The sequence below is a fragment of the Streptomyces sp. NPDC045287 genome, assembly GCF_056432325.1.
The window spans coordinates 43,132-64,320 of record NZ_JBWKJG010000010.1; the positions used below are offsets into that span (position 1 = coordinate 43,132).

Here is a 21,189-nt window from a genome sequence, read left to right on the forward strand (position 1 = left end):
GCGCCCCGGCGGGAGCCGCGCACAGTGAAGGGGAATCGAGAAATGAATGGCAGGTACATGACATTCCTGTCTCCGGGGTGGAGGCGCGGCCGGCGTACGGGGGTGCTCGCCGCGGTGACCGCCCTGCTGGCGGCGCTCCTGTCCGGATGGGGCACGGCCGGGACGGCGCAGGCGGCCACCGTGGACCCGAACGCGTGGTACGTGCTGGTCAACCGGGGCAGCGGCAAGGCGCTGGAGGTGTCCGGCGCGGACACCGGCAACGGCGCCTCCGTCCAGCAGTGGGCCCGTCACGACGGTGCCCACCAGCGGTTCCAGTTCGTCGACTCGGGCGGTGGCTACTACCGCCTGCGGGCGCAGCACTCCGACAAGGTGCTGGACGTCTACAACTACTCCACCGCCGACGGGGCCGGCATCGTGCAGTGGAGTGACCTCAACGGCACCAACCAGCAGTTCCGGCTGGCCGATTCACCGGACGGCCACGTCCGGCTGATCAACCGCAACAGCGGCAAGGCCGTCGAGGTGCAGGGCGGCTCCACCGCGGACGGGGCCAAGGTCGTGCAGTACGCCGACTGGGGCGGGGCGAACCAGCAGTGGCAACTGGTCCGGGTCGGCAGCGGCGGCGGCTCGCTGCCGTCGACGTTCCGGTGGTCCTCCAGCGGCGTGCTGGCCGGCCCGAAGCCGGACGCCCAGCACCCGCAGGCGCTGGCGATCAAGGACTTCTCCGTCATACGCCACAACAACCAGTGGCTGACCTACGCGACCACCGCCAGCCCCTCCGGCTGGGGCCTGGTGCAGTTCAACTTCGCCGACTGGTCGCAGGCCGCCTCCGCGCCGCACACCTACCTCGACACCGCCTCGGCCATCGGCCCCGGCTACCGAGCCGCACCCCAGGTGTTCTACTTCGCGCCGCAGAACCTGTGGTACATGGTCTACCAGACCGGCCCGCCCACCTACTCCACCAGCACCAACCCCGCCGACCCGCGCTCCTGGTCCGCGCCGCGCACCTTCATCTCCCAGGAACCGCCGATCGTCACCCAGAACAAGGGCGACGGCACCTGGATCGACTTCTGGGTCATCTGCGACACGGCCAACTGCCACCTGTTCTTCAGCGACGACAACGGCCACATCTACCGCGCCCAGACGAGCCTGGCGAACTTCCCCAACGGCTTCGGGAACACGCAGATCGTGCTCTCCGACAGCAAGTTCAACCTGTTCGAGGCGACCAACGTCTACAAGGTCGCAGGCAGCAACCAGTACCTGCTCATCCAGGAGTCCATCGGCTCCACCGGCCGCCGCTACTTCCGCTCCTACACCTCCTCCACCCTCACCGGCACCTGGACCCCTCTCGCCGCCACGGAGAACGAACCCTTCGCCGGCCGCGCCAACGTCACCTTCCCCGGCGGCGCCTGGACCCAGGACATCAGCCACGGCGAGCTCGTCCGTGCGAACAACGACCAGACCCTGACCATCAATCCGTGCCGCATGCAGTACGTCTACCAGGGCATGGATCCCGGCGCCGGAGGCGACTACCTCCGCCTGCCCTGGCGGATGGGCCTGCTCACCCAGACCAACTCCACCTGCTGACCCGACCGTCGCGGACGAACCCCACACCCCGTCGGCGGACCCGTGCCGACGGGGTGCCGTCACCCTGCCGCCTCACCGCACCGGCCGGACACAGGCCCGTGGCGCTCGGGCGGTCACCACGCTCGCCCCACCCCGTGCGGACCGCTTTGCCGCCTGGGGTCGTGAACCCCACGGAGCCACCGGTGTTCGGCGGTCGCCCCGCCTCCGTGACGAGTCCGGGGGGTGCGCCTCGGTGGCCGTGCCGGGGCAGGGCGGCCGCCCGTCGCGACACGGTCGGCCGCGTGCCCGGCGTCACCGTCGGGGCCGGGTGGCAACCGGACCGCCGGCGACCTCGCCGACCGGGCCGCCACTCGGGCCGTACCCAGGGGGTTCCGCGCCCTCCCGGTGCCCGGGTGATCCTCGGGGCATCCGGGCGAGTGTCCGGTGTCCGGTGTCCGCGTCCGCTCGTACGGCGCGGGCCCCGGCCGACCGGCCGACGCGGCGTGCGCTGAGTCAGCCGGTCGGCCGGTCGGCCGTCGGCCGTCGAGCGGTGGCGCGCAGGCGGGCCCGTCAGGACGCGGCGGCCAGGACGGCGTCGGCCATCGCCCGCTCACCGGCCGCGTTGGGGTGGAACGGCGCGGCGGCGTTGGTGATGAGCGGCTCCATCCACCGGGTTCCCTGCGGCTTGCAGACGTCGTGCCCGATGGACTTGGTGTAGGTGTCGACGTACACGGCACCGCGCGCGGCGGACTGAGCGGCGATCATGGCGTTCAGGCGCTTGTGGGTGTCCCGCAGCCAGGGGGCGTCTCCCTTGGCTATCGAGACGACGGAGGGGCAGTTGGTGCCGTCGTCGGGCAGGATCGCGGGGTAGCCGGTGACCAGGATCCTGGCGTGTGGCGCGCGCTGGCGGATGCCGTCGATGGTCGCGGCGATCTTGGGAGCCGTGGCGTTGATGGTCGCGGCGAGCCGGTCGGTGCCGGTCCAGGTGTAGCTGTTCTTGCACGGCGAGCCGGAGGGGTTGAACAGGCCGAGGCTCACGCACCGGACGATGATGTCGGCGAAGCCGATGTCGTTGCCGCCGATGGTGAGGGTGACCACGTCCGTGTCGGCGTTCAGCGCGTCGAACTGCGGGGGCGCGGAGGCGTTCTGGGAGGAGGTCATGTGCACGGTGGTGGCCCCTCCGCAGGTGACGTCCTTGTGGGCGGCGGGGGCCAGCGAAGCGTTCACCAGGGCGGGGTAGTTGCGGCTGGAGCGGGCGCAGGCGGAGTCGACCTGGTCCGGGACACCGGCCGCCGAGGCGAACGAGTCGCCCAGGGCGACGTAGCGGCCGACCTGGGTCTCGGCGCCCAGGGCGGGACCGGTGCCGAGACCGGCCGTGGCCAGGGCGGCCGCGGTGGTGGTGGCAGCGGCGACGACGGTGCGGGCGCGGCGGCTCGATGGGACGAAACGCATGGCGGTGCCTCTCATGGTGGGGGCGGGGCTCCGGTCGGCGGGGACCGGGGAGCGGGCGGAACGGCGGCAGGCGGTCCCGTCCGCCTGCCGTTGACACGAGGCACTGCGCGCAGTTACTGGGGTGTGCTACTGGTACGTAATATGTGGCGGGCGTGAAAGCCCGTCAAGACGTCCGACAGCAACGAGGGGCAAGCCGCGCCCGGTCGGCGGGGCATGCGCACGGGGACGGGCCGACCGCTGGTGCCCCGTCATCCTCCGCGGGGGGAACGGCTCCGCTTCTCTGCGCCGGTCGGGCGCGCCCACCCGCGCGCCGCTCTCCGCCGACCACCCTCGGCCTGGGGTCGCGCCCGGCCAGGGAGCCGCCCCCGGCTCCGAGGCCGCCGCGGCCCGGGAGTCGTCCCCGGCCGTGGGGCCGCCGCGCCTGCTCGACCGTCCCGAGCCCGGGACGGGAAGGCCATCCGCACAATGAGGTACGGGAACGGGGTGCGGCACCGCCGTCCGCACCCCGTTCCCGCCCCGGTGTCAGAGGGGCAGCCTCGTCCGCAGCGCGCCCGCGCCGGCGGTCGCGCGTGCCGCGGCCCGCGCGGTACGGCGCGCCAGACGCGCGTCGTGCCGCAGGCCCCGGGCGCTGTGGCGGCTCCGCCACAGCAGGGACGGGGCGCCCGCGGTGTCGTCGGCGGCGATGAGCAGGCCGCCGAGCATGGAGAGGTTCTTCAGGAAGTGGATGAGTTGCTGGGAGCGTTCGGCCGGATCCTCCGCCTCCCAGAAGCGGTGCCCGGCCAGGGTCGTCGGCACCAGCGTGCCCGCGAGGGCCAGCGCGGCGAGCCGGGGCGTCCGTCCGGTCGCGAGCATCAGCCCCGCCGCCACCTGCACGGCACCGCTCAGTCGTACGATCTGCTCGGTGCGGTCGGGCAGCACCGCCACCCGTTCGGTGACGGGACGGACGACGGACTCCGCGGCGGACGCGACCTGCTCGGGTTCACGCACGGAGTTCAGGCCCCCGGCGACGAACATCGACGCGAGCAGGGGACGGCCGACCAGACGCAGCACACTCATGGCAACTCTCCGAAGGACGTCGGACGGATGGTGGTCGCCGGGTTCCCGGCGGCGGTCGGGGACATGCGCGGGACCCTCACGGGGCGGCGTGCGCCGGACGGCGCTCGCGACTGCCGGGATGGCGGTGCCGCCAGGTCCAGAACACCGCGCACGACACCAGCGCCCACCCGGACAGCACCAGGAACGGGAGCGCGTGCTGGTGCCCGGCGAAGTACACGGCCGTGTGCTGGGCGCTGACGGAGGCACCGGGCGGCAACCACTGGCCGATCGCCCCCAGCGCGGACGGCAGCAGCGGCCAGGACACCGCGCCGCCGGACGAGGGGTTGCCCAACAGCACCATCAGCCCCCACGTCGGCAGCATCGCCCAGCGTCCGATCAGCGTGTTGAACATGGTGAAGACCATGCCGCTGGCGAACATCGTCAGCGCCAGGATCAGCCAGGACTCGACGAACGGCAGATCGAGCGCACCGAGCACCCAGTCCACGGCCGCCGCGATCGTGAAGCCGCCGAGCAGCGCGTACGCGACGGTGAAGGCGATGCGCTCCGGTGGGGTGAGCGCCCGCGCGTGCACGCTCAGCTGGATGGCGCCGACGAAACCGATGATCACGGCGGCCAGCGAGATGTAGAAGATGGTCAGCCCCCGGGGGTCGCCCGGTTGCAGCGGTTTGATGTCCCGGACGGTGACCGCGACCCCGGTCCTGCGGCCCACGGCCGGGGCGGTCTCGGCCAGTACCTGGGCCACCGAGACGCCCGAGGCTCCCGAGACGTCCAGGACGACGCTGCGTCCGTCGTCGCGCACGTCGAAGATCGCGAAGACCTCCTGCTCGTCGATCGCCCGCCGGGCCCGCGCGACACTGTCGTAGGTGCGTCCCTTCACCGAGGCGTTCAGGGCCTTCTCCATGCCCTCCAGGAACGCCCGGCCCCGGTCCTGCTGGTACGCGCCGACCACGGCCGCCGGGATCGAACGCGGGGTCGGGTTGGCCATGGAGTAGGTGTACGAGCCGGCGAACAACCCGGCGGCGGCCGCGAGGATCAGCACCAGCACGACGGCCGGCAGCAGCGGCGACTGCCGGAACGCGGCCCAGCGCTGCCCGCGCGTGGGCGGCCTGCCGTGGCCGCCATGGGGCGTATCGGCCATCCCGTACACCCTCCCTTCAATCAGGCACGACCCTGACACACCCGGACGGAACCGGCACGTGATGACGGTTCATTCGAGGGTGGGGCCCGTCCACGGGGAGGCCCGCACCACCCGGACCGGGGCCACCGGTGACGCCGCTCTCCCCGGCCCGAGTCGGGCCGCGCCCCGGGTCGGCCGGCCGAACGGCTCCGGAGTCGTCTCCCTCCGCGTCCGCCAAACGTGCCCCGGTCGTCCCGGTGCGGGCGGAACCTTCCCGCGCGGCAGTGAGCTTTTCCCGCCTCGCCCTGAGCTGGTCAGGTGAAGGGCGAGGACGACGTGGACGAGCTTGGTGATTCGGGCGACCGGTCACCGTAGTGTGCGAAGGACGCGTCGGGACGTGGGGGTGGCGACGGGCTGTTCGGCGGGTGCTCGGTTCTTCAGCGGACATCATGGGTGGCCCACCCGCACGGGGGCGAGCGCGAGCAGGGCCTGGCGACCGCCGCTCAGGGGCTGCCAGCGGGAGCCGATCTCGCGGCGGTACCGCCGTAGCCGCAGGGCGAGGAAGCGAAGGGCGGAGCCAGAGACGCCGGCCTCCGGCGGGTGGACAGGCGCGCGAAGCCTCCGGTGGAGACGGTTCTCCTGGCCAGAGGTGGCGAGGCAGCAGCCGTCTGGAGCGGGAGCCGGTAGAGCAGTGCTTTGAGCCGTCACTGCACTCCATGTTGTTCGCAGAACTCAACTACGGCTGAACGTGACTTGTGTCACCATGGCCCGGAACCAACGGATGCAGGCAGGGGGGCGCATGGTTGGCATGAGCGGCACGGACCGCCGGAGAGTCTGGATCAAGCTCATTATGACGCTGGGGGTGGTGGCCTTGGCGGTGATTGGCATCTTCACCGTGGCCAACACCGTGGGGGGCAGCAGCAATACCTGTGTCGGGAGCGTCTGCGGCGACGGAAACAAGGGCAACAATGTGGGCCCCGCGCCTTCGCCGACACGGTGAACGACATGAACATCCGTGCCGTGGCCGGCTGGCTGGGTGCCAGTCTCGTCGTACTCATGTTTGTCACAGGCTGCAACAACTGCACCGGGTCGGTGTGCGGTAACCAAAACAGCGGCAACGAGGCAAACGGACGGGCGGCCGAGCCGGATGCGGTGCCGAAGCAGGAAGCTGCACAGCAGTCCCACTCGACCACGCCTGGTCCGACCGTGCCGAAACCGCCTGAGAAAGCCGAGTACATCAAAGCCGCTGACGCGATCTGTCAGAAGTGGACTCGACAGGCTGAAAAGCACACCACCGCAGACGCGGAGCTGAGCTGGGAACTCTTCACCACTCTGATTCGGCTCGGCACAAACATGGCGAACGAGTGGCACGCCCTGACGCCGCCGGCGGGCGACGCGGGTAAGGCTGACGCCTTCATCGAAAAACAATACGCGGACGTAGCGGCAATTCAGCGGGTGCGAGATTTATGGGCAGCCGGTGACACGGATCGGGCCCAAGTGGAACTGGACCAACTCGCCGACGAAAAAGTCCAAGCAGAGCGGCGAGCCAGTGCGCGAGCTTATGGTTTCCGCGTCTGTTATTGAACCGGGGGTTCGCGCTGGGCAAGCGGGGAGGTGCGGCACGGTTTTTCAGGAAATCGCCTACCGTGGTCCGTCAGATCGCAGCGGTGCCGTCTGGGTGATCCGCCGCGGCGTCCGCCGGACACCGCGGGACACCGCTGGACATCGCGGGACACCGTGGGGCGAGGGCCGGACCGGTGGTGTGGGAGTACGGCCTCCGCGGCGGCGCGCCGGGGTGCGTCGCCGCGGAGGGGAGTGGTGGTGGGACGGGTCAGGACGCGGTGGGCGTCCAGCCGCCCAGCCAGTCCGCGACCTCCTGGTCGGCGGCCTGGTCGGCGGTGAGGTGCGGGCGGTTCGTACCGGCGGCGCCCGCGCCGGGGCCGGTGTTGCGGTACTCGGCGAAGCGGGCGTCCTTCCACGAGAAGCCGCTCATGTCGGTCCACGGGGCGGTCTTGATCGCGTCGCTGAGCGTCGTGTCCCGGACGGTGACCTGCGGGTCCAGGGTCGCGTCGCCGCCGGCGTGCCAGGGGCGGCCGAGGTGGAAGCTGCGCGGGGACACGTCGCCGTTGACGACGGACCGGTTGATCAGGAAGCCCTTGCGGTTCGCGGGGGTGCTGGGCGCGGCGATGTAGCCGGCGGACGTGCCGTCCCAGCGCTTCTTCAGCGACAGCACCGACTTGTCGATCACCGCGGTCGCGCGGCCGAAGACGAAGTCGACGTTGCCGGTGACGTAGGAGTTGGTGACGTAGACGCGGCCGAGCCTGTCCTTGGCGGCGGTGTCCAGCAGCAGGGTGTCCTGGTCGCCGTTGACGATGACGCCGTCGAGGAGGACCTTGTCGGCGGCGGTGCGCAGGGCGACCGCCTGGTGGCCGCTGAGGTGCTGGTTCCTCGCCTCGTCGAAGTCGTTGGTGATGGTCAGGTTGCGGGCCTGGAAGTCGTCGGCCTCCACGGCCACGGTGGCGCTGCCGCCGGTGCCGTACGTGCCCGAGCCGTCCGGCTTCGGGGTGCCGGACGCGTTGCCGTAGACGATGACGGTGTCCTTGCGGCTGCCGCCCGAGCCCTGGATCGTGACGTGCGGCTTGTTCGCCGGGATCCGGACCGTCTCGCGGTACGTTCCGGGGGCGACGGAGATGACGACCCGTGAGGCGTTGTTCGCCGGGACGGCGTCGACGGCCTTCTGCACGCTGGTGAACTGGGCGCCGCTCTTGGCGACCGTGAGCGTCTGCGCGGCGGCGGCCCGGGCGACCGTGGTCGCCGCCGTGCCGATCGACGGCCTCGGCCCGGCACCCGCCCTGAGCAGCGCGGGCACGGCCTCGGCCTTGTCGAGCGTGTAGGCGTAGGACGACCGGGGGTCGAACGCCGCGCCGCCACCGCTCTCGTTGCGGCCGCTGGTGCCGGAGAAGACGTTGCCGCGCTGGACGAGCACGGCGGTGCTGTCCCGGATGACGGGGTTCCGCACGCCCCGGAAGTAGCTGTTCTCCAGGACCATCCGGGTCTTGCCGCGGGAGTAGTTGCCGTACGCCGAGGTGATGTCCGTGCCCGGCGTGTCCTCGAGGTAGTTGTTGTACAGGTGCGCGCGGGCCGCGTTGTCCGTCGAGGGGTTGCGCTGTTCGGTCTCGCGCAGCCAGTTGTGGTGGATCGTGATGTCGGTGACGACGTTCGTGGTCCAGCCGATGCCGAAGGTCTTGTTGTTGTTGCTCAGCCGGTTCCAGGACACCGTCACGTAGGTGCTGTCCTTGCGGACGTCGATGAGGCCGTCGGCCATGTGCCGCAGGTCGTTGTGGTCGATCCAGACGTGGTGGGCGCCGTCCATCTGCACGGCGTCGTAGTCGTGGTCCTTGTCGTTCCACACGCCCTGGTAGGCGTCCCGGATCGTCAGGTTCCTGATGATGACGTTGTGGACGCCGGGGCCGAGGAAGAAGCCGCCGCCCACGATGTGCCCGCTGGTCCCGGAACCGACGATCGTCTTGTCGGAGGCGACGCGGATCTCCTTGCCGACCGGGTTCATGGTGATCGTCCCGGCCACGACGATGATGTACGGCTCGGCGGCGGTCGCGTACTTCTCCAGGTCGGCGAGCGTCCGCACGGTGACGGTCCTGCCGCCCCGGCCGCCGTACGTGCCGTTCTGGCCGAGCGCGTCGACGGAGGCGAAACCGTCGGCGACGTCACCGGCCCAGGCCGGGACGGCGGCCGTCGCCGCGGACGCGGACTGCTGCTCCTCCTCGCCGAAGACGCCGAAGGCGCTTCCGTAGGCGAGGACGCCGGCGGCGGCGAGGGCGAGGGGGACGCCGGTGAGGGCCGTCCTCCGCCTGCGGTGACGCGCCCGGCCACGGGTTTCAGTCATGTACTGGCTCCGATACTGCGTGGGGGATGTGCTGCTCGCGCCGGAGGCCGAGCACGGGGCAGTCGCCGCCGACCCGCGAAAGGTTGCCCCGGTACCGGCCCGATGCCGAGCGGTCCCGCCTCCGCGCCCGCTGTCCCGGTGGGGCGGTCCGGGCGGGGCCTGGGTGGGGCGGTCCGGGTCCGCGCCGGCCGCGTCGCGGTGCCCGGTGGATCCGGGGCGCCGGTACGGGGAGGCGTACCGCCCGCGCCGGCGGCCTCGGGTCGCTCGCCGGGCCGGCCCGGGAGGGCACCCGCGCGGAGGGGGGCCGGAGGGCGGCGCGCCGCCCTGTTTCACCCGGTCCTGGGACGGTAGCCGGGAGGGAGGCCCCGGACACCGGACCGCGACCGGAACGCGCACGACGGCACCCGAACCGCGCCGGACCGCGGAGAGCCGCCCGTACGGGAGAGGAGCGCCCACGTGACCGATCCGCGCACCACCGTCGTCATCATCACCCACGACCGGCGCGACGAACTGCTCCGCACCCTCGACCGGACCGTACGGCTGCCCGAACGGCTGCCCGTGATCGTCGTGGACAACGCCTCGACGGACGGCACCGCCGAAGCCGTCGCCCGCTGCCACCCGGACGTCACCCTGCTCACCCCCGGTGCCAACCTGGGTGCCGTCGGCCGGAACCTCGCCGCGCGCCACGCCCGTACGCCGTACGTCGCCTTCTGCGACGACGAGTCCTGGTGGGAGCCCGGCTCGCCGGCCCGCGCCGCCGACCTGCTGGACCGGCACGAGCGGCTCGCCGCGGTGACGGCGCGCATCCTCGTCGAGCCGGGCGGCCGGGAGGACCCGATCGTCGCCGAGCTGCGCGACCCGCCGGTCCGGGGCCCGGACCGGCTGCCCGGTCCCGCGCTCGGGTCGTTCCTGGCGGCAGCCACCGTCATGCGCCGGGACGCCTTCCTCGCAGCGGACGGCTTCGACGAGCGGCTGTGGCTCGGCGGCGAGGAGGAACCGCTGGCCACGGACCTCGCGACGCTGGGCTGGTGGCTCGCGTACGTCTCCGATCTCACCGTCCACCACGCCCCGTCCAAGGCCCGCGACTCCACGCAGCGCCGCATCGACGGACTGCGCAACACCCTGTGGTTCTGCCGGCTGCGCCGCCCGGTCGGGCCCGCCCTGCGCAGGACCCTGTACCTGGCCCGTACGGTGCCCCGCGACCGCGCGTCGGCCAGGGCCTTCGCGGCCGCGGTGGCCGGACTGCCCTGGGTCCTGCGGGAACGGCGCGTCGTGCCCCCGCCCGTCGAGGCGCGCCTCCGGGCCCTGTCGAAGGCACAGCGCGAGTCCACGGCCCGCCGCTACGTCGGTGACGGGCGGCGGCTCCGGCCGGCGCCGAGAGGGAGGAAGACCGTGAACTGCTACGAATGCGCCCGGCCGAACCCGGCCATCGCCGTGTGCCGCTCCTGCGGCGCCGGACTCTGCCGGGACCACGTGCGGGTGCGCGGCGAGGAACTCCACGAGATCGTCGGGCCGGGACCCTCCCGGACAGCCCGGGGCCGCCGCCTCCTGTGCGGCGTCTGCGTCGGCGTACCGAGCGCCCCCGGCGGGGACGGCCCCCTTGACGGGGGCGGCGTCCTCGACGGGGGCGGCGGCGAAGGGGGCGTGCCATGACCGGCGCGGCACCGGCCGGTACCCCTGGCGGCGACGCCCGGCGGGTGCGGGACGACGCCCTGCCGGACGCCCGCGAGGAGGAGACCTGGCCCACGGGCGTGTGAGCCGGGACCGGGCTCGCGCGCCCCCGCCGTCGGCCGGGCCCGCGCGGCCGGGGAACGCGCCACGGCGACCGCGCCCGCGCGCCCGCACCGCCGGCGGCCGCGGTCCCGGTGGGCGGGTCACCTGGGCCGCCGGGGGGCCGGCAGGTCCTGCGGGAGCGGCTCCACCGGATCGTTTGGCCCGGCCACCACCCAGGCCACGCCACCCGCGAGGATCGACGGCCCGCCGTGGTGCGGCCGGCGGCGGGTCAGCCGCACGCTCACGTACGCGTCCGCCTCCGGCACGGGGATCCGCAGCGCCCTGGCCAGCTCCCGTCCCCGCCGGTTGCCGCCCACCACCAGCACGCCCTCCTCCCGGAGCGCCGCGGCCGCCTCCCGGACCAGGCGGGCGCTGTCACGGCGCCGCGTCACGGCCCGCAGCGCCGCCTCGGGCACCGGCCGCTCCCGCACCCGCCGGAACAGCTCCGCCGCACGGTCCACGACGGACGCGGGCGCCAGGACCGCGACGCGGTCCGCCTCGGGCAGGCGCAGCAGCACGTTCTCCGGCAGCGGCGCGCCGCGGTGCAGCCACAGCACCGCCATCCGCGCCTGTGCCGTGAGCGGTGACGGCGCGTCCCGGTGCACCGGCGCGACCGTCATGCCATGGCGCATCCGCAGCAGCCCGGCCGACCACCGGGCGTGCGCGTCGTCGGCCTGGACGACCAGGAAGATCTCGCCGTGCTCGGCCCGCGAGAACGACGCCCAGCCCCGACCGCCGTCCAGCGACAGCCTCAGCCGGAACGGCGCCACCGCGGGGAACAGGCGCCGCAGCTCCAGCTCCAGCCGTGGCCCGATCAGCGCCTTCTCCCGCTCGTCCAGCTCCGCCACGTCGTAACGGCCGGTGGCCTCCGGGGCGAGCACCGCGTCCAGGGACTCCCGTACGGCCGCCGCCATCACCCGCCCGTCCGGGTCGCGGTCGTTGAACACGCGGGCCAGCATGAGCAGTTCGGCGTCGTACGCGGTCAGGTCGACGTGCGGGGTGAGGACGACGCACACGACCCGGCCGTCCGCCCCGGTGACCTCACGCGGCACGAACCGTCCTGCCACGAGCCCGTCCCCGTCCCCGTGGCCGAGCCGGCCGAACACCTCGGGCGAGACGCACAGGGCGGGGTGGAAGGGGAAGTTCTCCGAGAGCGCCCGGAACTCCGCGGAGCGCAGCATGCCCAACGCGAGCCGCACGTTCAGCTCGGCCTCCGCCCGTCCTTCGTCGAACCCTTCGACGGAACCCACGTGCACGGCCAGCCGCACCGCCGGGTGCCGCCCGGCCGCCTCCAGTTCGTCCGGCAGCCGCTCCGCCAGCGTGCTGAGCAGTGCGTCGAGCGGGACGTCGGCGGGCAGGAACAGCAGGCAGCGGTCGTCCCCGACCACCAGGCGGTGGTCCGACCACCCGAGGTCGCGGCCCCCGGCCACGGAGGTCAGGGCGAGCGAAAGGGCCTCGCCCGTCGCCCGCGGATCACCGTCCGTTTCGACGGCGACGATGGTCCGGGGCTTCGGGGAACCGGGACTCGCCCCGGCCTCGTCGAGCAGCCGCCGGGCCTCCTCCCGGTCGGCCTGCGCGCCGGGGCCGTCCAGGCGCTCGAGCGCTGCCCGTGCGGCTTCCCCGGCCTCGTCGAGCCGGTCCAGCGCGACCAGCGTCCGCGCGATGCGGGTCAGGAGCAGGCCCTCGGCGCGGGAGTCCCCGCCTTCCGTCCGGTACTGGGCGAGGAGCGCCTCCTGCGCGGAGAGCAGTTCGCCGTACCGGCCGGCCGTCGCGAGCGCGTCCTCCAGCGCCAGGAGGGCACTGCGCATCAGCGGGTGGGGAACCGAGTCCGGATAGCCGCCGAGCGCCTCCAGCACCGTCCGGAGCACCTCGTCGGTCCTGCCGAGCCGGGTGAGGACCGATGCCAGGTCCAGACAGGTCGCCGCCACGCCGAAGCGGTCGTCGTCCGCGCGGAAGGCGTCGAGCGCCCGCCTCAGGGGTTCTTCGGCCTCGGTCGGCGCGCCCCTCGCCAGGGCCAGTTGCCCGGCCAGTCGGTTCACCGGACCGCGCAGGGCGTCGTCCCGGTCCCACGCGCCCCCCGGCAGCCCGTTCAACGTCGACGCGGCGTCCGCGACCGCCCCGGCGGCGTACTGCGACAGGGCCAGGGCGACCACGGCCCGGGCCGTCGGCTCCCCGGAGCGTGCGGAGGCCCTCCCGATCACGGCCCTCGCGGCTTCCTCGAACCGCGACCGGTAGGAGGCCGAGGCGCCGTGGACGTGGAGGAGCAGCAGCAGGTCGGGCACCTGCCGCGGCAGCGGGTCGGGGGCCCCGCCGGCCGAGGCGGCCAGCGCCAGCGCGTTGTCGAGCCAGACGTGCCGCGAAACCGGGTCGTCGAGGATGTCGGTGGCCCGCACCCCCAGGTTGACCACGAGGGCGGAGTCGGGGCGGTCCTCCTCGTACAGCGCGGCGGCGCGGGCGAGGTAGTGGCCGACGAGCCGCTGGAGGAGGGGGGCCGCCGCCTCGGCGCCGTACCCGTGCTCCCGGATCGTGTGGCGGCGCACCTCCTCCGGCACGCGGTACACCCCGGCGGCCCGCCGGTCCAGCAGTCCCTCGGCGGTCAGCCGGTCGAGCGCCGCGCGGGCGGCCCGGTCGCCGCCGAGGAGGGCCCACGCCTCCGTGCGGGTCAGCTGCCCGGTCGGGACGAGCACGAAGCGGCGCAGCGCCTCCCGCTCCGGGGCGGGCAGGGCCCGCAGCCGCAGGTGGAGGACGGCGGCCAGGTCCTCCTTCGGCGTCGCCCGCGTCCTGCCGGACAAACTGTCGCGGATCATCCGGGACAACTCGGCCGGGGGCGGCGCGGCACTCGAAGCGATCCAGGACCCGATGAGCCGGAGCGTGAGCGGCCACCACGCGCGGCCGGCCGGCAGCTCCCGCAGGGCGGCACGCCCCTCGTGCCCTTCCCGGTCGGCCCAGGTGGCGAGGAGGTCCGCGGCCTCCCCGTCCAGCAGGGGCGCCAGTCGGTGCTCGGGCGCCACGTCCGTCACCCGGGTCGTGGCGAGCACGGCGCAGCCGGGTACGGACGGCAGCAGGCGCTCCATCCGCGCGGGCTCGGGCACGTCGTCGAGGACGAGCAGCACACGCCGCCCGGTGACCGCCTCGGCCAGCTCGGCGGCCAGTTCCTCGGCGGAGCGCGCCTCTCCGTCGTCGGGTGCCCCCAGGGAGGTCAGCAGGCGGTGCAGCGCCGCCTCGGGCGGTACGGGGTGGTCGCTCGAACCGCGCATGTCGACGAAGTGCCGCTCACCGGCGAAGCGGTGGGCCGCCCGCAGTGCCAGTGCCGTCCGCCCCGCGCCGGGATCGTCCCGGACCGCGGTCACCCACACGACGCCCGCGGCCGGATCCGCGAGCCGGGCGACGAGGGACTCGACGGTGTGCCCCCGCTCGACGAACCTCTCGGGCGGGGGCGGGAACGCGTCGGACTCCGCGCCCGTCGCCCCGGCCCCGTCCGTCTCCCCGCCTCCGTCCGGTGCGGGCCCCTCTCCGCCGGGCACCGCCAGCCCCAGCAGTTCCAGCGTCTGCCGGGACGCCCGGGCGAACGCCTCCTGCTCGGCCGGCAACTCATGGGGCCCGGACGCGTCGTACGCCACCGAGCGCAGCCCCGGCCGGCCGTCGCCGAGGGACGCCACGTGCCGGTCGAGGGCCTGGTGGACCCGCCACGCCTCGTGCGCGGGCAGCCGCTCCCGCAGCACCGCCCTGACCTCCTCGGGCAGGACCAGCTCCAGCGGCCCGGAGTCGCCCGCGGGCTGCTCCAGCTCGAACAGCCCGCTCGTCACCGCCTCCGCCACGTCGGCGGTCGTCGCGTCGGGCACCAGTTCCCGGCGGATCACGTGGAGCAGCCGCAGGCTGAGCCGGTCGAACGGCGCGCACAGCACCGCCAGCCGCACCGCCCGGGGAGCGGCCGTGCGGAGGAAGCCCTTCGCGGCCGTACCGGGTGACAGCGACGCGGCGCGCGGCCGGGACCGGCCCGGCAACCGCCCGCCCGGCGGGACGAGGACGGCCGTACAGCCCTCGGGTGCGCCGCGCATCGCCGCCCGCGACCAGCGGTCCAGCGAGTGCGGCGACAGCGACAGCACGGGGATCGGCAGCCACGCCCCCGCGTCGTCGCGCCCCGCGCTCTCCCCCGCGCCCTCCCCGGTGGCCGCGCCGCTGCGGGCCGCGCCGTCCGGGCCGGCGAGGTCGAGCAGCGGGGGCGCCTCGTGCGGGAGGCGGCTGCGGTGGGCGCCGGGCGCGGCGGGCGTGAACCGGACCGTGGGGAGGTTCAGCCCGCCGCGCCGCCACAGCTTCGTCGGGAGCGGGTTCAGCAGCGCCATGGGCGTCGTGGCCGCCCACTCCCGCAGCAGCCGCCACACGGCCGGTGCCCGCCACGGCGCGGCCACGCAGTCGGACACGACGACGACCAGCCTCCGGCCGTCCGCCTGGCGCAGCTGGCCCGGCGCCTGCGGACGCCCGGCCCCGTCGAACAGCAGGTCCCGCACCTGGAGCGTGCGGAAGGCACCCAGACGGTCCAGGACGGTGGTGAAGTCGTCGAGGGTCTCCTCCCACACCCGCATGTTGGGGGAGCGGTCGACGACCAGCGTCAGGTCGAACCACCGTTCCGGAGCGGCCGCGAACACGGGGATCAACTCGCCGCTGCGGGCGTACCCGTCCACGGTCGCCTCGATGTCCAGCGCGCCGCGCCGTCCCTCCGGCCACGGGCGCTTCCACGGCCGCAGCGCCCGCGTCACCTCCAGGGCGCGGGGCAGGCCCGTGGCGCGAGGCGCCGCCACGGCGTGGCCGCGCAGCCGCGTACCGGCCCCGGGCAGCCGCTCGTGCAGCCCGCGCGTCCCGGCGGCGCGCGCCGCCGCGCCGGGCGCCACCGGGTCGGACGCGCGTGCCGCGGGCTGCCGCGGCGGGTCCTGCGGCCCGGCCTCCCGCGACGCGGGCGCGTCACCCCCCGGCGCGGCGGACGGCGGCGGGCCCGTCGACGGAGGATCCGCGGGGCGGTGCCGCGCCATCGTGGCCGCCAGCCAGAGGGCCTCCGCCAGCCCCGTGCCGTCGAGCCCGCCGCCCGGTCCCGGTCCGCCGCCCGCGGCCGGGTCCAGGTGGGGGGCGGCCGAGCGCAGCGCGGACAGGACCCGGCCCAGCGCGTCAGACACGGGACAACTCCCGCAGCAGCAGGTCCACGACGGCCTGCCGCCGCTCGTCGTCCGGCGCCCCGTCCCCGGTCAGCAGGTGGACGGCGTTGAGCAACTGGTCCACGGCGAGGCTCTCGCCGGCCGTGAGCCGCTCGACGAACGCGTCCACCAGCTCACCGGCCGCCTCCGACCGCGCCGCGTCGGCGCCCAGGTGCGCCGCGACGACCCTGAGCAGGGTCTCCGGTGTCGGCATCGGCATCGTGAAGCGGATGCACCGGCGCAGGAACGCGGCCGGGAAGTCCCGCTCCCCGTTGCTGGTCATCACGATGAACGGGAACTCCGTGCACTGCACCCGGCCCCGCGTCACCTCGTGGTACGCGTCGCCGCCCCACTCCCGGACGGCCACCACGTCCCTGCCGTACCGGGCCAGCTCCGGGATCTCGAACTCGCCCCGCTCCAGCACGTCCAGCAGATCGCTGGGCAGGTCCAGGTCGCTCTTGTCGATCTCGTCGATGAGCAGCGCCCGGGGCCGCCGCGCCGGCAGAAGCGCCGTGCCGAGGGGGCCCATCCGCAGGAACGGCGCGATGTCGTCGCCGCCGTCCGGCCCCTCCAGCCGTTGCGCGTGGATCCTGCCCAGGGCGTCGTACCGGTACAGGGCGTCCGCGAGGCCGCTGCGGGACGTGATGTGCCAGCGCAGCACCGGGCCCAACTCCAGCTCCGCCGCGACCTGCTCGATCACCGTGGACTTGCCCGAACCCGCCGGTCCGGTCAGCAGCAGGGGGCGGCGCAGGACCAGCGCGGCGTTCACCGCCTCCACCAGGCCCCGCGGCGGGACGAACTGCTCGTGCAGGGACCTGCGGGGGAACACCCGCCAGGGCGGTGGCGGGGCCAGCTCCACCCGCTCGCGCGGCGCGCTGCCGGTTCCCGCGTAGAAGGGCTGCCAGGTCATGCGGGACTCTCCCCATCCGTTGCGAACTGTTCGAACCACCTGCAGAAATCCAGCCACTCCGCGTCGTCCCACACCGTGCGCAGCCGGGCCAGGTGCCCGCGCCCCGACCACCCGGCGGCCGCGGTGCCGCAGCCGCTCCACCGGTCGCGGTACGCCCGGCAGAACTCGCCGGGCAGCAGGTGCCAGTGTGCGTCCAGGTAGCGGCGCGCCTCGGCCGGGACGCGGTGCGCCTCGTCCTCCGGCCACAGCACGATGGGGGAGGACGCCAGCAGCGTCTCCAGCACGTCGCCGAGGTGCGGCGGCCGGTGCTCCAGGGCGACCGCGCGCGTACGCGGCCCGCCGAGCAACCGGTCGCGGAGCTCCCGCGCCTGCCGGGTGTCGGGCTCGCCGAGCCACTCCAGCCGCGTGCCGTCGGAGCAGTCCTCCATGGCGCGGAGCGTCCTGCGCGCCCGGTCGTTGATCCACCACAGGTGGTCGGGTGGCTGGATGCGGTCGCTCCACCGCAGGACGACGTCGTGATCGGCGCCCAGCCGCATCCCGAAGTCGGTCTCCTCCGGGCGCCACTGGAGCAGCAGCGGGGCCGGCGCGGCGACCTCGACCCGGCGCAGCGGCACGTCCATCCCGGCGGCCAGCCGGGACGCCCACCGCAACGCGGCGCCCACCTGCCGCTCCACACCGGCCCGGTCCGGGCTGCACGCGAACTCCTCGCGGTCGCGCACCTCGCCGCCGTCCAGCAGCCAGGCCGCCAACGACTCCGGCCACTCGTCACCGACGGCCGCGTGCAGGCTCACCACCAGCCGCAGCCGCATGTCACGCGTCCGGTCGGCCAACCGCTCGAACGCGTCGTTCAAGTCGATCACCGCGCCCAGGGCCGCCGCCCAGTCGCGCACCGCCGGCGTCCCCGGGTCCACACCCGTCTCGTGCGCCAGCAGCGCCACGAAGTCGACGAGCGGCCCCAGCCGCCGCTTCCCCGCCACCGGTGCCCGCAGCAGCAGGTACTCGACGGCGTCGCGCAGCAGGTCCGTGCCCGACGAACCGGGCGGCGACTCCACGGGGCCGGGGCACGCCGCGGTGAACGTCCGCCGAAGGAGCCCCGACGTGAGCGGCGCGCCGGGCCAGGAGCCGAGCAGGCCGACGGTCCGCGCCGCCGCGTTCAGCGCGTCCACCACGTCGAGCGCCCACTCCCGGGCGGGGGACGGCGGGGCCGCCGCCAGCCCGTCCCGTACGGCGCCGATGTCCTGGGCCGTCGTCACCGGACCGGCGAACAGCGACTCGTCCACCGCCGCGACCGCCCGGGCCAGCTCCTCCGACCCGACCCGGCCGATCAGCGCGCCCCCGGTGGCCGCGTGCCGGGGATTGCGGGCCAGCCACAGCGGGCCGGGCCCGAACCGCGCCCCGTCGAACTCGGCCCGCAGGATCGCCTGCCCCGCCGTGCCGCCGTCGTCGCGCACGGCCTCCACGACGGCGTCCGGCGCCAGCGTCTCGCCCGCCGCGGGCAGCCCCTTCCGGAGCACCTGCACCAGCGTCCGGCTGAACCGCAGCCCGTACGCCTCCTCCGCCGCACCCGACCCCATGAGCAGGGACAGCCGCGTGTCGCCCTGCCGGATGCCGTTGGCGACGGACTTCAGGTCCGGCACCGCGTTCCCCGCGTGGCACGTGTCCACGATGGCGATGACGCCCGCCAGGCCCTGCGTCTCCAGCGCCTGCGTCAGCAGCGATCCCACGTCCACCGCCGTCAGCGGCGCCTCCGCACGCGAGTCGCTCGCCATGAAGTACAGCCCCGTCCCGGAGGCCATTCCGTGGCCGAGCAGCGCGACGACCAGCACCGCGCCCGCGTCGCCCGCGCCGAGCGCCGCCGTGCGGATCGCCGCCTCGACGTCCGCCCGCGTCACCCCGTCGCCGCACAGCAGCGTCGTCCCGCCCGGCGGGTCCTTCTCGCAGCCGCCCGCCCACGGCGCCGTCAGCGTGTCGTGCAGCGCCCGGGCCGCGTCCTCCAACTCGTCCAGCAGGCCCAGGTCAGGGCATTGCGCCCCGATCACCAGGGCGTGCCGCGGGCCGGTCATGACTCCGCGGCGGCGGTCAGGGCCTCGACGAGCGGACCCGCCACGGCGGCCTGCGCCAGGTACTTGGCGGCCGGGTGCACCCACGCGCCGTCCGAGTCGACCCGGCTGCTCACGGGACCGACCGAGGAGGCGTTCGGCACCACGACGTCCTCCAGCCGGGGCCGCGCGGCCACGATGTCGTCGCGGTCCCAGAAGTTGAGCCACCGGCCGACGCACGCCGGAGCGCTCAGCGGCTGCGGCCGTACACGGGGCAGCACCGCCGTCCGCATCCCGAGCGGCGACCCCAGGGTGATCAGCAGCGGCACCTCGCCCCCGTGCGCGTGCAGGGCCTCCAGGGCGACGACCGTACCCAGCGAGTGCGCCACCACCACCGTCGGCCCGTCGCCGTCCAGGCAGGCGGCCACCCTTCGGCGGATCCGGGCGTCCAGGGTCGCCCCGTCGTCCCCGGGCTCGCCGCGGTTGAGGTAGCGGGCGACCTGGCCGAGCATGCCCGCCGTGAGCCGGGCGCTGAGCCAGCCGCCGGTGGACCGCAGACCGGGCAGCGCCATCAGACTCGTCAGCGCGTTCACCGCGTGCCGACCGGGCGCGCCCACGCCCTGGGCGCCACCGGGCGGGGCCAGTTGCGTACGGGCGTGACGCAGCACCCGGGCCTCGCCCGGTGCCAGCGCCGGGTCCGCCAGCCGCTCGTCGACGGCTTCGAGGAGCAGCCCGGCGACCAACTCCTCGTCCTGCCGGGACGCCCGCGGCCCGGCCGCGCCGCCCGTGCCCTGCGAGCCGGGCGTGCGGAACAGGTCGCCGTAGTAGGCGAAGCGGACATCGGCGGCCCAGCCCCCCGTCAGGCCGGACAGCCTGTTGCTGTGGCCGGCCGCGCGGGCGCCGTGCGCCGCCGCGCGTAACCACTCCTCCAGATCCGCCGCGGCATCCCGGGGACCGCCGATGCCGTGGACGAACACCAGGCGAGGCTTCATCGCTCCCCCCTTCGTCGACGTCCAGATGGAGAACGATCTTTTCGTGTACGGACGAGGACCGGCAACCCCTGTGGACAACGCCTGTGGGCAACCCCGGCGGACGGCACGCCGCCACCCCACCGCGTCCGCGTCGCCCGAAGCCCCGCGCCCCGCCGACCGCCCGCCTACCCGCGCCGTGCCGCGCCGCTCAGTTCCGCGTACAGGTCCGCCCCCGACCAGCGGCGGGCCCGCCCCGGAGCGGCCGCCTCCGCCTCCCGCACCAACTCGACGAGACGCGCGTTCACCGGGGCGCGCAGGCCGTGCCGGGCGGCCAGCGCCACGATCTCCCCCTGCAACGTGTCGATCTCCGTCGGCCGGCCCCGCTCCAGGTCCTCCCACATCGACGACCGGGCCTGCGCGTCCACCCGCAACGACGCCGCCGCCACCCGCCGGAACACCGCGTCGGGCAGGCGCAGCAGACGAGGCGTCACCGACGCCGGTACGGGACCCAGCCGCGCCGGGGCCGCACCCTCCGCCCGGTACACCGCCAGCGCCTCCTCCTGGCACAGCGCCAGGCACCGCCGGTACGCCCGCGCACCCAACTGGTCGCGCAGCGGCAGCCCCGACAGGGCGTTGATCGCGTTGTTCAGGTTCATCAGCAGCTTCGCGTACTGGACGCGCCGCATGTCATCGCGCGGCTCGACCTCCAGCCCGGCCCGCCGCAACGCCGCCACCAGCGGTCCCGCGTCCGGTACGTCGTCCACCATCACCGCGCCCGCCGTGCCCTGGTGGAAGACCGCCGGGCCGGTACGCACCACGTTGTACGGGACCATGCCCGTCAGCACCGCCGTGCCCGCCGGCAGGGCGGACCGCAGCACCTCCGGGTTGCGCAGTCCGTTCTGGAAGCTCACCACCACGGTGTCCACGCCCAGATGAGGACCGATCGCCTCGGCGGCCTCGCGCGTCGCCCCCGATTTGACCGTGACCAGTACGTAGTCGGCGCCCGACACGTCCGACGCCCCGCTCGATGCCCGCAGCAGCGCCGGCGCCACCCGCACGTCCGGACGGCCGCCGCCCGTCAGCCGCAGCCCCCGCTCCCGTACGGCGTCCATCGCGGCAGGGCGGCCGACGAGCGTCACCTCGCAGCAGGCGGCGAGGGAGCCGCCCAGATGGCAACCGACGCTCCCCGCGCCGAACACGGCGATCTTCAGCGACATG

The 21,189-nt window shown here is 74.7% G+C and carries 13 protein-coding genes and 2 pseudogenes; 5 read left to right on the top strand and 10 right to left on the bottom strand.

Annotation, left to right across the window (positions count from 1 at the left end; translation table 11 throughout):
• Positions 1-57 precede the first annotated feature (57 nt).
• Positions 58-1,584 (top strand): non-reducing end alpha-L-arabinofuranosidase family hydrolase, encoded by a 1,527-nt coding sequence (locus AC07D6_RS18075; protein WP_479045379.1) that lies wholly within the window; start codon positions 58-60, stop codon positions 1,582-1,584.
• Positions 1,585-2,133: 549 nt separating this feature from the next.
• On the opposite strand, the gene AC07D6_RS18080 is transcribed toward AC07D6_RS18075, so the two are convergent.
• From AC07D6_RS18080 to AC07D6_RS18095, 4 genes and pseudogenes are all read right to left on the bottom strand, one after another.
• Entirely contained in the window at positions 2,134-3,015 is an 882-nt protein-coding gene (locus tag AC07D6_RS18080) for an SGNH/GDSL hydrolase family protein (RefSeq protein ID WP_315879690.1), read from the bottom strand.
• A 522-nt stretch (positions 3,016-3,537) separates the two neighbouring features.
• Positions 3,538-4,071: a DoxX family protein gene (locus tag AC07D6_RS18085; RefSeq protein ID WP_479045381.1), complete on the bottom strand. Its 534-nt coding sequence runs from the start codon at positions 4,069-4,071 to the stop codon at positions 3,538-3,540.
• 76 nt (positions 4,072-4,147) lie between these two features.
• Positions 4,148-5,209 (bottom strand): ABC-2 transporter permease, encoded by a 1,062-nt coding sequence (locus AC07D6_RS18090; RefSeq protein WP_479045383.1) that lies wholly within the window; start codon positions 5,207-5,209, stop codon positions 4,148-4,150.
• Positions 5,210-5,638: 429 nt separating this feature from the next.
• A pseudogene (locus AC07D6_RS18095) lies at positions 5,639-5,743 on the bottom strand (IS5/IS1182 family transposase); the annotation flags it as partial.
• 253 nt (positions 5,744-5,996) lie between these two features.
• On the opposite strand from AC07D6_RS18095, the gene AC07D6_RS18100 reads away from it, so the two are divergent.
• Positions 5,997-6,188, top strand: a complete 192-nt coding sequence (locus tag AC07D6_RS18100; protein ID WP_479045384.1) for a hypothetical protein — start codon at positions 5,997-5,999, stop codon at positions 6,186-6,188.
• A gap of 5 nt (positions 6,189-6,193) precedes the next feature.
• On the top strand, positions 6,194-6,772 hold the full coding sequence (locus AC07D6_RS18105) for a hypothetical protein (protein ID WP_479045386.1): 579 nt from the start codon (positions 6,194-6,196) through the stop codon (positions 6,770-6,772).
• Positions 6,773-7,019: 247 nt separating this feature from the next.
• Here AC07D6_RS18105 and AC07D6_RS18110 read toward each other — a convergent pair whose 3' ends face one another.
• On the bottom strand, positions 7,020-9,092 hold the full coding sequence (locus AC07D6_RS18110; protein ID WP_479045389.1) for a pectinesterase family protein: 2,073 nt from the start codon (positions 9,090-9,092) through the stop codon (positions 7,020-7,022).
• A gap of 456 nt (positions 9,093-9,548) precedes the next feature.
• Here AC07D6_RS18110 and AC07D6_RS18115 point away from each other — a divergent pair.
• Positions 9,549-10,442: pseudogene (locus tag AC07D6_RS18115) on the top strand (glycosyltransferase family 2 protein); the annotation flags it as partial.
• A 42-nt stretch (positions 10,443-10,484) separates the two neighbouring features.
• The gene (locus tag AC07D6_RS18120) at positions 10,485-10,745 is read left to right on the top strand and encodes a DUF2180 family protein (protein ID WP_479045756.1); all 261 of its coding nucleotides are present in this window, start codon (positions 10,485-10,487) and stop codon (positions 10,743-10,745) included.
• 221 nt (positions 10,746-10,966) lie between these two features.
• On the opposite strand, the gene AC07D6_RS18125 is transcribed toward AC07D6_RS18120, so the two are convergent.
• The 5 genes from AC07D6_RS18125 to AC07D6_RS18145 form a co-directional block, all read right to left on the bottom strand.
• Positions 10,967-16,033, bottom strand: a complete 5,067-nt coding sequence (locus AC07D6_RS18125) for a NaeI family type II restriction endonuclease (RefSeq protein WP_479045391.1) — start codon at positions 16,031-16,033, stop codon at positions 10,967-10,969.
• Entirely contained in the window at positions 16,026-16,961 is a 936-nt protein-coding gene (locus AC07D6_RS18130; protein ID WP_479045393.1) for an AAA family ATPase, read from the bottom strand. Before AC07D6_RS18130 ends, AC07D6_RS18125 begins: the two co-directional genes overlap by 8 nt.
• A complete protein-coding gene (locus tag AC07D6_RS18135; RefSeq protein ID WP_479045395.1) occupies positions 16,958-19,024 on the bottom strand; it encodes a vWA-MoxR associated conflict system protein in 2,067 nt (688 codons plus the stop codon). The genes AC07D6_RS18130 and AC07D6_RS18135 overlap by 4 nt, the downstream gene beginning before the upstream one ends.
• Positions 19,021-19,992, bottom strand: coding sequence for an alpha/beta hydrolase (locus tag AC07D6_RS18140; protein WP_479045397.1), 972 nt, complete (start codon positions 19,990-19,992; stop codon positions 19,021-19,023). The genes AC07D6_RS18135 and AC07D6_RS18140 overlap by 4 nt, the downstream gene beginning before the upstream one ends.
• 164 nt (positions 19,993-20,156) lie before the next feature.
• Positions 20,157-21,188, bottom strand: coding sequence for a 2-dehydropantoate 2-reductase (locus AC07D6_RS18145; RefSeq protein ID WP_479045399.1), 1,032 nt, complete (start codon positions 21,186-21,188; stop codon positions 20,157-20,159).
• Between the last annotated feature and the right edge of the window lies 1 nt (position 21,189).